The sequence below is a fragment of the Methanothermobacter defluvii genome, assembly GCF_003385755.1.
In the GTDB taxonomy this organism is placed as follows: domain Archaea; phylum Methanobacteriota; class Methanobacteria; order Methanobacteriales; family Methanothermobacteraceae; genus Methanothermobacter; species Methanothermobacter thermautotrophicus.
Genome location: NZ_QREL01000001.1, coordinates 603778 through 617859 on the forward strand (window position 1 = coordinate 603778; position 14082 = coordinate 617859).

The following is a 14082-nucleotide window of genomic DNA, read 5'->3' on the forward strand; positions in this document are numbered from 1 at the left end:
ACCTTCGGGTCCCAGTTCATGACCTGCAGACATCATAGAAGTTCTCGAATACCCTGTGGCCATCCCTCGTATGGTGGACCTCTGGGTGGAACTGTATACCATACACAGGTTTATCATGGTGTTTCATGGCCTCCACTTCACATATGCTTGATGTTGCGAGGACGTCAAACTCGTCAGGTAGCTTCTTAACCTCGTCCTTGTGGGAGGCCCATACACTCATCCTTGGCCCGAGTCCCCTGAATATGTCGTCCTCGTCGAGTATCTCGAGTTCGATCTGGGCGTAGCTCTCCGCCTCTGCCGTTGCAACTTCTCCACCGTAGGCCTTTGCTATCAGCTGGTGGCCCAGGCATATGCCGAGGATGGGTATTTCAAGCTTCTGTATGTACTCCACACAGTTACCGGACCTCTCAAGTGATGGTCCACCACCGAGTATGAGGCCCTCGGGGTCCCTTGAGATGAGATCATCAAGTGGTGTGGTGTTGGGTACAAGCTCGGAGGGTATCTGAAGGTACCTGAGTGTCCTGTGTATCCTGTGATTGTACTGCCCGTGATTGTTGATGATGAGTATCATAAACATTCTCCTCTTCTGATTCTGAAAAGCTATTTATATTTCACCGGATAATTAAATATTATGGAGGCCGTGGATATAATTTACATTCTGGTTGCACTCGTCCTTGCAGTTGTCGCTTTCTATGTTCTGGTATGGCTGCTACCCGTGGTAGTGGTCCTTATAATTGCATACATCATATACATCTTCCTCCGGGGAAGGAGTGTTTGATACTCAAGCTGATGCTATTCTGAATAATCATATCTGGAGAGTAGCAGATGCGCAACCTGATTTAAACTCATTTAATAAAAAGAATTAGTAGGTAAGTGACTTTCAGTAGCTCTGTATTTCACGGTAGGCGTAGGTTGCTGCGATGGCACCCTCTGCACATGCGGTTACCCACTGGTTCAGACCCCCTGTTATATCCCCTGCGGCATAAACGAGGGGCACGTTTGTCCGCTGGGATTTGTCTGTTATGATGTAGCCTCCGTTATCCACCTCAACACCGAGGTCAACTGCAAGCTGGTTGAGGGGCTCTTCGCCGATTGATATGAACACACCGTCAACCTTGAGGGTCTCGTCCCTACCGGTTACACGGTTGTGGATGATGACCTCCTCAACCCTCTCATCACCCCCTATCTCCTTAACCACAGAGTTCCAGATCACGGGGATCTCCATCTCACGAAGCTTGTCCTGGAGGTACTTATCAGCCCTCAGCTCATCCCTCCGATGGACTATACTCACATCACAGCCTATGTTCTTTAGGAAAACGGCCTCCTGGGCTGCGCTGTTACCACCCCCAACCATCAGGACCTTTCGACCCTTGTATAGGGGGCCATCGCAGGTTGCACAGTAGCAGACACCCCGTCCCAGAAGGTCGTTCTCACCTGGGACTCCAAGCTGCCTGTGTTTGCTCCCGGTTGCAAAGATGATTGCCGAGGCGGTGTAGGTGTCCCTTGATGTCTTGACCGTGAACACATCACCTTTCACTATCTCCTTAACCTCCTCCATTTCCCTCAGCTCTGCAACAGCGGTGGCCTGTTTCTTCATCTTTGTAACGAGGCTCATTCCCGCGATCATCTCGAATCCAGGGTAGTTCTCCATCATGGGCACCTCGAGGCCCAGTCCACCGGCCGGGCCCTTATCCAGCATCAGGACGCTGCTTCCCTGCCTTCCACCATAGATACCGGCTGTGAGCCCTGCAGGGCCAGCCCCTATAACTATCATGTCATAATCAGTCATCATACCACCTTAATCATTATCTTGGTCACCGGTGGAGATAAAGATTTCACATTCAGTTAACCGGTTCATATTAAAAAGGGTGTGGAGCTTTTCAGGGTCTGCTGAGCACCCTCAATAATAAAAGGGGGCTGGTTTTTTCAGAGCCTCTCCTGGATCTTCTCCCGGAGAATTCTGTTTACAACCTTACCATCTGCCCTTCCACGGAGCCTGCCCATGGCCTGCCCCATCAGAGGACCCATGGCACCCATACCCCTCTCAGAGATCATATCAAGGTTACCCTCAACGATCTCCCGGATTATGGACTCGATCTCATCCTCAGCGAGGAGCAGTAGGTTGAGCTTACCAGCAGCATCCTCCGCTGCAAGGCTCTCATCAGCCATGCAGGCCACTATGTCCCTGAGAGCATCCTTTGATATCTTACCGGCCTCAAGGAGTTTAATGGCATCTCTCAGTTCATCAAGGCCCAGCCCGTCCACATCATGGCCCTCCCTCCTGAGCTCCCTCAGGGTGTAGGCCAGGAGTGATGCTATGACAGTGGTATCGACCCTGAATTCTGTAAGGGCCTCAAATTCATCAACAAGGTTACGCTTAACGAGCTGTGATGCCAGGTCCTCACTCAGACCGTAGTCCCTCATTATCCTCTCCTTCTTCTCTGAGGGGAGTTCAGGGAGGTTCCTCCTGATGCCCTCCAGGAGGTCATCCTCTATCCGGAATAAGGGTATGTCTGTTTCAAGGTACATCCTGCTTGAGGTTGGCAGCGGCCTGAGGTACTGTGTGTTACCGTCAGGCAGCGCCTTCCTTGTCTCCTCAGGCACACCCTGGATTGCCATCTCCGCACGCCTTATAACCTCCCTGAGGGCATTCTCGGCGGTGACCCTTTCATGGGCAACCATGACAACCGCATCACCCTGGGAGGCACCCACGGCCTCCCTGAGGCCCCGAACCTCTTCCTCTGTTATACCGTAGGCAGGGAGTTCATCGGTGTGGAATATGCCACTCACACCCCGCTTTTTAGCATAATCAGCCATCTCGGTGCCGAGACGCCTTCCTGGCTGGATTTCAACCCCTATGAGACCATCAAAGCCACTCAGTTTAACTGCGAGTACAGACTCCGCCGAGGAGATTATCCTGGATTCTGTATCTGCGAAGACCTCTGACACATCGAATATCTTATCCTCAACCACAGCACCCCTCTCCTGGAGGGTGTCCCTTATCTCAACCAGACTGAGCTGCCTCTTAACCTCCCTCTCAACTATCTCGGGTATGAGGTCAAGGTCCTGGACCCCCTTAACCTCCACCCGGGCACCATCACGTATGGATATGTTGAGGTCCTGCCTTATGGTTCCAAGGCCCCTCTTGACCCTGGTGCTCCTCAGGATCTGCCCTATCTGGTAGGCAACCTCCCTCAGCTGCTGTGGGTCGCTCATTGATGGGTCGGTGGTTATCTCAACGAGGGGTATGCCCAGGCGGTCCAGTCTGAAGACCACGCCGTCCCCTGTCTCCCTGATCCTCCTGGCGGCGTCCTCCTCAAGGCAGAGGTTCTCTATTTTAACTGTTCCCTGGGGGGTTTCGAGGTGTCCGTCGGTTGCAACAAGACCTGTCCTCTGGAATCCTCCGGTGTTACTTCCATCGATCACCTGCTTCCTCATGGTGTGGAACTCATCAACAACCTTCATATTGAGGAGGAGTGCGATTGTAACTGCGATTTCAAGTGCCTCAGGGTTCAGGGGGTGCGGTGGCTCCTCATCAGCCTCAACGAGGCATGTTTCCTCGTGGTAGTTCTCGTAGTGGAAGTGGAGCTTCCTCATGGCCTCCTCGAAGGCTGCTCTGTCGAATTTTCCGAGCTCGCTCTGGGTTGGCCTGAGGTTCCTCACAATATCATGGTCGGGTTCAGAGTCAGTGAGTTCTGTTCTGCAGGGACAGAAGAGTTTGCTCTCTGTATCAAGCTGCTGGTGTATTTCAAGGCCCATTTTGAGTCCTACTTTTTCCCAGTCCATTGTATCATCCCCTGAAGTATGCTATCGATGTCCTCTCATTGATCTCACCTGCAATGTTCTCCCTCATCATCTCACAGGCCATTTCAGGGTCATCTGTCTGTCCCAGGACCCAGCACATCTTCACGTAGGCAACCTCCGGGAGCATGTCATCGCAGGGTATGACACCTGCCTGCAGCAGTCTTCGCCCTGTACTGTAGACGTTCATGTTCACCCTTCCGTTGAGGCACTGGGACGTCATTGCCACAGGGACTCCCATATCATGGGCCTCCCTTATGACCGGTATCAGGGTGTCAGGGCAGTGACCGAGGCCTGTGCCCTCAATGACGATACCCCTGTAGCCCTCATCGAGGTGCCATTTTATGATATCAGGGGATATTCCAGGGTAGCTCTTTATGAAGGCAACCCTCTCCTCCACGCGGTCGCTGAGTTCCAGTTCATCTGAGCCCCTTTTTCTGTAGTTTTCCTCGAGGATTTTAATGCCATCGGGTGTCACCTCTGCAAGGGGAAGGGCGTTCATGCTTCTGAAGGTGTCCCTCCTGGATGTGTGCATCTTCCTCACCTTCACGCCCCGGTGGAGGTGGCAGCTGAGGTCGTCCATGGTCGCGTGCATGCAGACTGTGACCTCTGCGATTTCTGAGGTCGCTGCCCTGACAGAGCACTGTATGTTGAGGCTTGCATCTGAGGAGGGTCTGTCTGAGCTCCTCTGGGCGCCGGTGAATACCACAGGTACCGGGGTCCTGAGCATGAAACTGAGGGCGGCTGAGGTGTAGTGCATGGTGTCTGTTCCATGGGCCACCACCACCCCATCTGCACCATCCTTTATCTCACCGTAAACTGCCCTGGCTGTTTCGACCCAGTATTCTGGTTTCATGTTCTCGCTGAGTATGTTGAAAACTGCACGCCCCCTTATATTTGCAATGTCCAGGAGTTCGGGGTTTGCACGGAGAAGGTCATCTGCTGTGAATGCAGGGTGAACAGCCCCTGTGCGGTAATCTATTATGGATGCAACGGTACCACCTGTGGATATTATTGATACATCAGGTAATTCTGGATCTTCAGCGGCTTCAACTGGTGGGAGTTTTATCCTTGGCTCGGATCCCTTCTCAAGGAGCTCTATCATCGCATCGCTGATTTCAACTCCGATATTGTAACCGTTTTCAAGTTTCAGGACTATGTGTCTGTCATCTGCATCGTCTGCACGGTCAAGGACCATGCCCTCATAGGTGACGTCTGGTTTCTCAACCCTCACCATGTCCCCCACATCTATGGAGGCTGATTCCAGGAATTTCCTTGCTCTTCCCCGGTAGGACATTATAATTCCCCCTCAATGTTTTCTCTTGCCCACTCTGCACCTGCCTCAAGGATCCTCAGGTTCATATCTATGATCTTTTCCTTACCTGCGAAGGTGAATTTTATGGCCTCCCTGAATGATTCCTCATCAAGGCCTGTGAGTCCGAGGGCCATCATAACCCCCAGCATGACCGTGTTGGCGGCCCTTGCTGTTCCATGCTTCCTTGCGATCTCAAGGGCGGGCACACCCACGGCCCTCACGGCACCACCACTGAAGCTGGCTGTTGTGGAGTCATAGAGTATGATTCCCCCATCGGCCACGTCATCTGCGAATTCATCGAGTGATGGCTGGTTGAGGGCCACCAGGACGTCGGGTGTGTCAACTGCAGGTGAACCCACCCTTTCACCGGATATAACAACGCCGCAGCTTGAGGTGCCCCCCCTCTGTTCGGGGCCATAGGCAGGGTACCAGGATGTGTGTCTGCCCTCGCTGCAGGCTGCCTGGGCGAGTGTCAGTCCCATGCTCAGGACACCCTGACCTCCGAAACCTGCAATCTTCACCCTCACCTCAGGGAATTCAGGGTCATCCACAGGGTCCGGGACGGAGTCCTCCCTGATCTGGAATATCCTGTCAAGACTCTCCCCTGAGAAGTCACTCTCTGACCTTATCAGCGGCTCTGTTTCGGCTGAGCGGTCCCTGAAGTTCTTTACAGGGAATTCCTTCTCCATCTCCTCCTTGATGAACCTTTCTGCACCTTCAGCGTCCTGTCTGAGATTTGTGGGGCAGGGGGACAGTACCTCAACGAATGCGTATCCTTTACCATCTCTCTGAATCTCCAGTGCCCTCTTAATGGCCCTTCTGGCCCTTCTTATCCGCTTGGGGTCTGCCAGTGACACCCTTTCTATGAATACAGGGGCCTGAAGGTTGTCCAGAAGTTCGCACATGTGGAGGGGGTAACCTGCGTACCTGGGATCCCTGCCGGTGGGGCAGGTGACAGTCACCTCACCTACAAGGGTTGTTGGTGCCATCTGGCCTCCGGTCATACCGTAGACGGTGTTGTTTACGAAGAACACCGCCAGTTTCTCCCCACGGTTGGCTGCCTGTATGGTCTCGTTGAGGCCGATTGATGCAAGGTCCCCGTCGCCCTGGTAGAGTATGACAACCGCGTCGTCCTCTGCACGGGATATCCCTGTTCCAACGGCAGGGGCGCGGCCATGGGCCACCTGGACGTTTCCACAGTCAAAGTAGTAGTAGGCGAATACCGCGCAGCCCACCGGACTTATCATGACAGCCCTTTCCTGTATCCCGAGTTCATCCATGGCTTCCCCTATCAGCTTGTGCAGTATACCGTGCCCGCATCCTGCACAGTAGTGTGTTGCTGTGGGTGCGCTTCCACCCTTCCTCTCAAATACATCGTGGAGTGAATCCGGCTTTCTGATCACCTTCTTAGTCACTGGAATCCCCCGCAACTTCTCTGATCTTCTCAAGAACATCCCTGAGTTCTATAAGGTTTCCACCCATCCTGTTAACGAGTTCAACGTCCCTGCAGCCTGAGGCCATCCTTATATCCTCCCTCATCTGTCCGCTGCTCATCTCAACTGATATTAACCTGCAGCCACCATCTGCAAGTTCTCTGATTCTGTCTGATGGGAACGGGAAGAGTGTTATGGGTCTGAGGAGGCCCACATTTATACCCTCTGCCCTTGCAGTTTCAACGGCGCTCCTGGCCACCCTGCTGCTTATACCATAGGCCACAAGGACGATCTCTGCATCATCCACCAGATACTCCTCGTATCTCACCTCGTTCTCCTCTATCCTGGCATACTTCTCCTGGAGGTAGAAGTTGAACTCCTCAAGCTCATCAAAGTCAAGGAATATTGAGGTTACAAGGTTTTTCATTGTCTCCCTGTTACCGCAGACAGCCCATGAGGTGTCTGGTCTGTGCTCAACTGCCTCCTCGGGGAAGCGCAGTGGTTCAGCCATCTGACCGAGCACGGCATCTGTGAGGACAACCACAGGGTTCCTGTACTTATCTGCCAGTTCAAAGGCCTCCATTGTGAGGTCGCACATCTCCTGGACGCTGCTGGGTGCCAGCACTATGTTACGGTAGTTTCCGTGCCCTCCACCCCTCACAATCTGGTTGTAGTCTCCCTGCTCCGGTCCGATATTTCCGAGGCCCGGACCGGCCCTCATCACATCCACTATGACTGCAGGGAGCTCTGCACCGGCAAGGAAGGATATACCCTCCTGTTTCAGACTTATGCCGGGCCCGGATGATGCTGTCATTACCCTGTGCCCTGCTGCGGCTGCACCGTATACCATGTTTATGGCTGCCTCCTCTGATTCTGCCTGCACGAATTTCCTTCCCACCATCGGGAAGTACCTTGAGGCCTCATGGAGTATCTCGCTTGCTGGTGTTATGGGGTAGCCGAAGTAGCAGTCGCAGCCAGCATACATTGCCCCTATTATCACTGCAGTGTTTCCCTTAACCATCTGTGTTGCCATCTTCACACCTCTCTATGTGGACCTCAATGGCGTTTATCTCGGGGCAGGTGTAGTAGCAGTTTCCACATCCATTGCACCCCTCCCCCTGGTACTCAACGTAGTGGTAGCCCCTCTCATTGATTTTGCTGCTCATGTGGAGGACCTTCCTGGGGCATGCGATTATGCAGCGTTCACATGCCTTGCACTCCACACTGTTTATTACAGGATAGGCCTTCTTCATGGGTTTTCACCGTCTCCTTCGAGGTCATGTTCACGGATCTCGACACGCCTTATCTTACCGCTTATGGTCTTGGGCAGCTCATCAACGAATTCAACTATCCTCGGGTACTTGTAGGGCGCGGTCACACGCTTAACATGGTCCTGGATCTCCTTTTTCAGCTCCTCTGAGGGTTCATAGCCCCTGGCAAGGACGATGGTGGCCTTCACAACCTGTCCCCTTATGGGGTCAGGGTATCCTGTTACTGCACACTCCAGGACCGATGGGTGGGATATGATGGCACTTTCAACCTCGAAGGGCCCTATACGGTAACCGGAACTCTTTATGATGTCATCTGTTCTCCCAACGAACCACATGTAGCCGTCTTCATCCATCCAGGCGGTGTCCCCTGTGTGGTAGTATCCGTCGTGCCATACCTCTGAGGTCTTGTCAGGGTTCCTGTAGTATCCGTTGAAGAGACCGAGGGGTTTGCCCTCAGCGGTTCTTATGACTATCTCACCCTCCTCACCGACGTCCACAGGGTCGCCGTTCCTGTCCACCAGTTCAACAGGGTAGCAGGGGGATGGCTTGCCCATTGAACCAGGTTTTGGCTCCATCCACGGGAAGTTTGCTATGCACACAACGCATTCTGTCTGCCCGAATCCCTCCATTAGCTGGAGGCCGGTGTGTTCCCGGAACCTCTCAAATACCTCAGGGTTCAGGGGCTCCCCAGCTGTAACAGCATATTCGATTCCTGAGAGGTCATATCTTGACAGGTCCTCCTTTATGAGGAACCTGTATATCGTTGGAGGGGCGCAGAATGTGGTTATCTCGTATTTTTCAAGTTTCTCCAGCATCTTCTCAGGGTCAAAGCGGTCATAGTCATAGACGAAGACAGCGCTTCCAGCTATCCACTGACCGTAGATCTGGCCCCACATGGCCTTTGCCCAGCCGGTGTCTGCAACCGTGTAGTGGAGGCCGTCCTCCCTGACGTTCTGCCAGTACTTCGCTGTTATTATATGGCCCAGGGGATAGGTGTGGTCGTGTTCTATCATCTTGGGCATCCCTGTTGTGCCCGATGAGAAGTAGACGATGAGGGTGTCATCCCCACCGGCACAGTCCTCTGGCCTTTCGAAGTCGGCTGGAAGTTTCATGATTTCTTTCCTGAGATTTATCCAGCCGTCCCTATCAGTGTCACCAACCAGGACCCTCCGGGTATCTGAGCCCAGTTCAGCGATGGCTCCCTCAAATACTTCAGGGACACCGTCCTCTGCTATGCAGACAACCATCTTTATGTCCGCCTCCCTTATACGGTAGACGATGTCCTTCTCCTTGAGCATGTGTGTGGCCGGGATTGCTATGGCCCCTATCCTGTGGAGCCCCAGGAGGGCGTACCAGAAGTCATACCTTGCCTTGAGGGTCAGCATGACTGTGTCACCCTTCTGTATACCCTCCCGGGTGAAGAAATTCGCGGCCCTGCTGGATAGGTCCCGGAGTTCACCGAAGGTTATCCTTTTCTCCTCGCCATGGTCGTTGCACCAGACCAGGGCCACCTTATCAGGTTCAATTTCAGCGTATCTGTCAACCACATCGTATGCGAAGTTGAAGTTTTCGGGGACATTTATTCTGAAGTTGTCACGGAAATCCTCGTATGAATCAAATTCAACACGGTTCACGAATTCGTTGATGAGAGCAGTCATAGGTACACCTCTACATTATTATTGCCAGGAACCTTGCCTCTTTGCCGTCAAGGGCCTCCATGGCGTGTTCATAGGATGAGTCAAAGAATATGGAGTCCCCCTCGTTGAGTATTATCTCATTGTCGTGTATGTAGAACTTTATGCGCCCCTCAAGGACGTAGTTGAATTCCTGGCCAGGGTGGCTGTTGGTTTTTGGTTTCTCCTCCCGGGGTTCGACTGTGACTATGAAGGGTTCAGCCTTCTTGTGTATGAACTTCTCTGCAAGGTTCTCATAGCGGTACTGTTTTCTTCTTTCAACCTCCACACCCTTGCCCTTCCTGGTTACGGTGAAGATGTGCATGCGGGTCTCCTCTCCTGTGAGGAGCAGTCCCATGTCCACACCCAGCCTGTGGGCTATCTCGAAGAGTATGCTTGCAGGGATATCATCCTCTCCTGTCTCATAGCGGCGGTACGTTTCAACGTCGATTTTCAGGTAATCGGCCATTTCTTCTTCCGTGATTTCTGAGAGTTCCCTGAGTTCCCTTACACGGGAACCTATCTCCTTGCTTTTCTCTTTCATGATTACACCTCATCAGTGTCAGGAAAAATTAATAATGATTATTAATGATAAATGTCTCTTCCCTTAATAAAGTTTCTCATCTTAAATGTTTAAGTTCCACATAATTAAATATGTATCTAGGGAGGGTCTTTCCAATGGAGTTAAAGAAGGTTAAGATAGAGTCCCGGGAGGATATCAACCTCATACTGGGACAGAGCCACTTCATAAAGACGGTCGAGGACATCTATGAGGCAATTGTGAACACGGTTCCCCAGGCGAAATTTGGGATCGCATTTGCTGAGGCATCAGGGGACTGCCTGGTGAGGCGCGCGGGAAATGATGAGGAGCTCGAGGAACTGGCTGCAGAGACCATGCTTGAGATTGCAGCAGGACACTCCTTCATAGTGTTCCTGAAGGATGCATTCCCGATAAACGTCCTACAGCGCATAAAGGACGTCCCTGAGGTTGTCAACATCTACTGTGCAACAGCGAATCCAGTTGAGGTTATCATAGCGGAGACGGATCAGGGCAGGGGTATTCTGGGCGTCATTGATGGTAACAGTCCCGGGGAGATAGAGGGTGATGAGGATATAGCTGCAAGGAAGAAATTCCTCCGTGTTATAGGTTACAAGTTTTAGAGGGATCTTCACATTCTTTTGAAGCTGAGGGTTCGTCCTTCAGTCTCTCTTTTCAGGTGACATCACTGGCTGGGCCCTGAAGGTTCTATGTTCAGTGGGCACCGTGGACATGTGTCCTATGTTCATTGTTCTTCAGCTGTTTTTTTATCCCTGAGATACGCTGGGGTCCGGTGGACATATGTCCTATTTTCATGGGGTATTGGGTCTTCATGCCCATGACTGTCCTCCAGACACCGCAGAGTTATGTTTTATGTTCACTGAACACCACATATATTAAACAGAACAGCCAATATTATTATGGTGGTTGTATAATGTCCGACAAAGTTGTTTTTGTTAAGGAGAGCGGGAACAGGAACAGAGGGGAGAATGTTTTTGAAATAAATCAGACCCGGGTGAGGATGAAGGAGAAACAGAAGGGCACACTGTCAATAACATTTGAAAGTCCGGATAAGGGGGACATAGACGCTGCCATGGCCTTCTTTGAGTCAATGACGGATATGGAACCACTCACAATGGACATTGCAGATACTGGTGAGATAAGGGCCTACTTCAAGGGCACAGCACCCTTCAGTCAGATGGAAGAGGAAGGTATGACGGTCTACACCTACGGTGTGACCATCCAGGAACTGCAGGAATAATCCCTCATTTTTATTTTTTTGGGTGAGGGTCTCTAAATTCAGGAACCTACTGATCCTTGGGGTATGTCCACTCCTCAAATATCTTGTATATCTTCTGTGGGTCACTGAAGACCTCTGTCCTATCCATCTTTGATATCTTCTTCACGTGCTCAACATCCTCCTTTGTTATCCGCAGTTCCAGTTTTTTACCGTTGGGGAGTGTTGTTACTACCTTCCCCTCACTGTAGTCAGATGGCATGATGTAGACAGGTACTGAGGCCTTCTGTGCCATTATAACGGCGTTGGTCACGAGTGTATCCCCTATCCTCAGGGATATCTTGGCGGTGCTGTTGGATGTGCACGGCGCAACAAGTATGAAGTCATACTTTCCCAGCTGGACCTGACCTGCAAGGAATGGCGAATTTGCGTTTATTTCAACCCATTTCCTGTCAAAGCTTGTCTCCAGGTCCCTGTAGAGTCCATAGTACTTCACAACCTGGTCCCCTGCCTTCGATATGAAGACGTCTATTTTAACACGGTCCCCGTATATCTTCTTAACATCCTTCATTATGGCGTAGGTTTCCGTCAGTTTCTCCCCGGCCCCGGTTATGCACCAGGCCACGCTGAGTTTTTCTGTCATGTACAGTACTATGTTGGAAGTTATTAATCAAAATTTGGGTGTTGGTGTGATCAGCTACTGCATGAGGCCTGTTATTACAGGTGATGGGGCTTCAGAAGAAAGAGGTATCTGCCCCCTCAACAGAGGTCCAGGGCAGGTATTCAATACCCGTCGTCCACAATAACGCCATCCAGTATCCTGATGGTCCTTGAGGCCATGGCAGCCACGTCTGGTTCATGGGTCACAACAACCAGGGTCACCCCCTCGTCCTCCTGGAGCTCCCTCAGCTTTCTGAGGACTCTCTGGCTGGTCCTTGAATCAAGGGACCCTGTTGGCTCATCTGCAAGTATTATGGATGGATCATTGGCGAGGGCACGTGCAATGGCAACCCTCTGGCGTTCACCACCAGATAGTTCCGTGGGCTTCCTGTGGGCCTTATCAGCGAGATCAACATATTCAAGGAGCTCCATGGCACGTTCCTCCATGTTCTCATGTTTAACCGCAAACATGGGTATCTCCACGTTCTCAAGGGCCGTAAGGTTGGGTATGAGGTTGTGCAGCTGGAACACGAAACCTATCTCCTCGGCCCTCAGCCGGCTAAGATCCCTTTCCCTTGAGAGGTCCCTGCCGGCTACACAGATCGTGCCGGAGTCAGGAACGTCAAGGGCGCCTATCATGTTAAGGAGGGTTGATTTACCGGAACCTGATGGTCCCATTATTGATATGAACTCTCCACCATCGACCTCAAGGTTGACCCCGTTAAGGGCCCTTATCCTCCCGCTATCAAAACTCTTTCTGAGGTCCCTGACTTCTATGGCCTTCATGCTATCACCTACTCGTACCTGAGGGCCTCGGTGGGGGCAAGCCTTGAGGCCCGGTAGGCAGGGTAGAGCCCTCCTAGTATACCCACTGTGAATGCCACCGCAAAGGCCCTCATGAAGATTTCAGGACTGTAGACTGGCTCTATGAATCCCTTCATCCCGAGGGCGAGGAGGACCTGTATCGCTGCGACTCCGAGCACTGAACCAGCAGCACCCGCAATGGCGGTGAGGACCACAGATTCTCCAAGGATCATGGCGAGTATCCTCCTGTCCCTCCAGCCAACAGCCTTGAGAACTCCGATCTCCCTTGTCCTCTCAAAAACGGACATTATCATGGTATTTATTACTCCTATACCTCCTATTATTATGGCGAGGAGTGAAATGGCCCATGTAGCAGTGTCGATGGTCTGAAGTCCCTGGTCGACGCTCTGGAGGTCCTCCAGGGAGGCTATGGTTGTGAGGTCACTGTACCTCTTCTCGATTCTATCGGTGACATCCTCCACAGCTGAATTTCGGGTCATTTTCACATATATCATGGTGAGCTTGCCCTCCTTATCCTCTATCCTCTGGAGTTTCTTAAGTGAGATGAACGCACCTGAGTCCTGCTGCATATCACCTGACTCGAATATGCCCACGACCCTGTACTCACGGTTCTTTATCTTTATGGTGTCACCGACTTTCTTTCCATGGTTCTCAGATGCAACCTTGCCCATTATGACCTCATCTGCATCAGGGTCCTGGAGTGTTCTCCCCTCTGTTATCTTTATCTGGCTCATATTGATCTTCGCAGGGTCTATACCTATTAAAACGAAGTAGGGGTTGTCATCCAGCGGCTGGACCGCCATGAGGATCCCCACAGCGTCCTCCACCCCGCTCACATTCCTGACCCTATCAACGTATTCCTCATCTATCTTGCTAAAGAACATGTCCGAGACATTGGACTCCACTATGGTGAAGTCAGCGCCTCCGGCCTTCAGTGTGTCCTCTGTGGACGTCTTCAGACCCTCTGTTATAACGCCAAGGGTTACTATGGTTGCAATCCCTATTGCAATACCTGTAATTGCAAGGAGACTCCTTGCACGGCTTCTGAATGGATTCTTCAGAACGAGTGTTATGAACCTCATGGATGATTATATGATGGAGGTTCCTATTATAACTTAAGCCCTGTGGAAATCACATCTGATGGTAGCGGTTGACTTTTATGGATCTTTAACGGAATGGAGCATAAAGAGCAGAGATTGTCATTTTAACCAGCTTTTCATAGCCACTTAGAAAGGGAAGCTGAAGGACTGGAAAAGGAGAACACTTAGATTCTAATGAAGGACCTGAGAGTCATCTGGAGCTTAAAAATAATTTAATGAAAAAGGGAGT

The 14082-nt window shown here is 51.6% G+C and carries 15 protein-coding genes; 3 read left to right on the forward strand and 12 right to left on the reverse strand.

Annotation, left to right across the window (positions count from 1 at the left end; all coding sequences use genetic code 11):
• Positions 1-16: 16 nt before the first annotated feature.
• The gene (locus tag C7452_RS03310) at positions 17-571 is read right to left on the reverse strand and encodes a GMP synthase subunit A (RefSeq protein ID WP_048175452.1); all 555 of its coding nucleotides are present in this window, start codon (positions 569-571) and stop codon (positions 17-19) included.
• A gap of 60 nt (positions 572-631) precedes the next feature.
• Here C7452_RS03310 and C7452_RS09065 point away from each other — a divergent pair, with 60 nt between their 5' ends.
• Positions 632-778, forward strand: a complete 147-nt coding sequence (locus C7452_RS09065; protein ID WP_170130277.1) for a hypothetical protein — start codon at positions 632-634, stop codon at positions 776-778.
• Positions 779-880: 102 nt separating this feature from the next.
• On the opposite strand, the gene trxB is transcribed toward C7452_RS09065, so the two are convergent.
• The 8 genes from trxB to C7452_RS03350 form a co-directional block, all read right to left on the reverse strand.
• Positions 881-1789: a thioredoxin-disulfide reductase gene (gene trxB, locus C7452_RS03315; protein ID WP_048175451.1), complete on the reverse strand. Its 909-nt coding sequence runs from the start codon at positions 1787-1789 to the stop codon at positions 881-883.
• Positions 1790-1926: 137 nt separating this feature from the next.
• On the reverse strand, positions 1927-3786 hold the full coding sequence (gene gatE, locus C7452_RS03320; RefSeq protein WP_048175450.1) for a Glu-tRNA(Gln) amidotransferase subunit GatE: 1860 nt from the start codon (positions 3784-3786) through the stop codon (positions 1927-1929).
• Between the two features lie 4 nt (positions 3787-3790).
• On the reverse strand, positions 3791-5098 hold the full coding sequence (gene gatD, locus C7452_RS03325; RefSeq protein ID WP_115892220.1) for a Glu-tRNA(Gln) amidotransferase subunit GatD: 1308 nt from the start codon (positions 5096-5098) through the stop codon (positions 3791-3793).
• Positions 5098-6570 carry a 2-oxoacid:acceptor oxidoreductase family protein gene (locus C7452_RS03330; RefSeq protein ID WP_048175448.1) on the reverse strand — a complete coding sequence of 491 codons (1473 nt, stop codon included), beginning with the start codon at positions 6568-6570 and terminating at the stop codon, positions 5098-5100. The genes gatD and C7452_RS03330 overlap by 1 nt, the downstream gene beginning before the upstream one ends.
• On the reverse strand, positions 6524-7582 hold the full coding sequence (gene vorB, locus C7452_RS03335) for a 3-methyl-2-oxobutanoate dehydrogenase subunit VorB (RefSeq protein ID WP_048175447.1): 1059 nt from the start codon (positions 7580-7582) through the stop codon (positions 6524-6526). Before vorB ends, C7452_RS03330 begins: the two co-directional genes overlap by 47 nt.
• Positions 7563-7802: a 3-methyl-2-oxobutanoate dehydrogenase subunit VorC gene (gene vorC / locus C7452_RS03340; protein ID WP_048175446.1), complete on the reverse strand. Its 240-nt coding sequence runs from the start codon at positions 7800-7802 to the stop codon at positions 7563-7565. Before vorC ends, vorB begins: the two co-directional genes overlap by 20 nt.
• Positions 7799-9478, reverse strand: a complete 1680-nt coding sequence (locus C7452_RS03345; RefSeq protein ID WP_115892221.1) for an AMP-binding protein — start codon at positions 9476-9478, stop codon at positions 7799-7801. The genes vorC and C7452_RS03345 overlap by 4 nt, the downstream gene beginning before the upstream one ends.
• Before the next feature lie 10 nt (positions 9479-9488).
• Positions 9489-10037, reverse strand: coding sequence for a helix-turn-helix domain-containing protein (locus C7452_RS03350; RefSeq protein ID WP_115892222.1), 549 nt, complete (start codon positions 10035-10037; stop codon positions 9489-9491).
• Between the two features lie 134 nt (positions 10038-10171).
• Between C7452_RS03350 and C7452_RS03355 the strand changes: the two genes are divergently transcribed.
• A complete protein-coding gene (locus tag C7452_RS03355; RefSeq protein WP_115892223.1) occupies positions 10172-10654 on the forward strand; it encodes an adenosine-specific kinase in 483 nt (160 codons plus the stop codon).
• Between the two features lie 311 nt (positions 10655-10965).
• A complete protein-coding gene (locus C7452_RS03360) occupies positions 10966-11292 on the forward strand; it encodes a hypothetical protein (RefSeq protein ID WP_048060881.1) in 327 nt (108 codons plus the stop codon).
• A 46-nt stretch (positions 11293-11338) separates the two neighbouring features.
• On the opposite strand, the gene afpA is transcribed toward C7452_RS03360, so the two are convergent.
• The 3 genes from afpA to C7452_RS03375 form a co-directional block, all read right to left on the reverse strand.
• The gene (afpA, locus tag C7452_RS03365) at positions 11339-11911 is read right to left on the reverse strand and encodes an archaeoflavoprotein AfpA (protein WP_010876336.1); all 573 of its coding nucleotides are present in this window, start codon (positions 11909-11911) and stop codon (positions 11339-11341) included.
• A 140-nt stretch (positions 11912-12051) separates the two neighbouring features.
• The gene (locus tag C7452_RS03370) at positions 12052-12714 is read right to left on the reverse strand and encodes an ABC transporter ATP-binding protein (RefSeq protein ID WP_010876335.1); all 663 of its coding nucleotides are present in this window, start codon (positions 12712-12714) and stop codon (positions 12052-12054) included.
• An 8-nt stretch (positions 12715-12722) separates the two neighbouring features.
• Complete coding sequence (locus tag C7452_RS03375) at positions 12723-13835, reverse strand: ABC transporter permease (RefSeq protein ID WP_010876334.1); 1113 nt, start codon at positions 13833-13835, stop codon at positions 12723-12725.
• Positions 13836-14082 lie beyond the last annotated feature (247 nt).

Coding starts and splice junctions, on each gene's coding strand:
- C7452_RS03310 (WP_048175452.1), bottom strand. CDS start 571: ATGATACTCATCATCAACAATCACGGGCAGTACAATCACAGGATACAC.
- C7452_RS09065 (WP_170130277.1), top strand. CDS start 632: ATGGAGGCCGTGGATATAATTTACATTCTGGTTGCACTCGTCCTTGCA.
- trxB (WP_048175451.1), bottom strand. CDS start 1,789: ATGACTGATTATGACATGATAGTTATAGGGGCTGGCCCTGCAGGGCTC.
- gatE (WP_048175450.1), bottom strand. CDS start 3,786: ATGGACTGGGAAAAAGTAGGACTCAAAATGGGCCTTGAAATACACCAG.
- gatD (WP_115892220.1), bottom strand. CDS start 5,098: ATGTCCTACCGGGGAAGAGCAAGGAAATTCCTGGAATCAGCCTCCATA.
- C7452_RS03330 (WP_048175448.1), bottom strand. CDS start 6,570: ATGTTCTTGAGAAGATCAGAGAAGTTGCGGGGGATTCCAGTGACTAAG.
- vorB (WP_048175447.1), bottom strand. CDS start 7,582: ATGGCAACACAGATGGTTAAGGGAAACACTGCAGTGATAATAGGGGCA.
- vorC (WP_048175446.1), bottom strand. CDS start 7,802: ATGAAGAAGGCCTATCCTGTAATAAACAGTGTGGAGTGCAAGGCATGT.
- C7452_RS03345 (WP_115892221.1), bottom strand. CDS start 9,478: ATGACTGCTCTCATCAACGAATTCGTGAACCGTGTTGAATTTGATTCA.
- C7452_RS03350 (WP_115892222.1), bottom strand. CDS start 10,037: ATGAAAGAGAAAAGCAAGGAGATAGGTTCCCGTGTAAGGGAACTCAGG.
- C7452_RS03355 (WP_115892223.1), top strand. CDS start 10,172: ATGGAGTTAAAGAAGGTTAAGATAGAGTCCCGGGAGGATATCAACCTC.
- C7452_RS03360 (WP_048060881.1), top strand. CDS start 10,966: ATGTCCGACAAAGTTGTTTTTGTTAAGGAGAGCGGGAACAGGAACAGA.
- afpA (WP_010876336.1), bottom strand. CDS start 11,911: ATGACAGAAAAACTCAGCGTGGCCTGGTGCATAACCGGGGCCGGGGAG.
- C7452_RS03370 (WP_010876335.1), bottom strand. CDS start 12,714: ATGAAGGCCATAGAAGTCAGGGACCTCAGAAAGAGTTTTGATAGCGGG.
- C7452_RS03375 (WP_010876334.1), bottom strand. CDS start 13,835: ATGAGGTTCATAACACTCGTTCTGAAGAATCCATTCAGAAGCCGTGCA.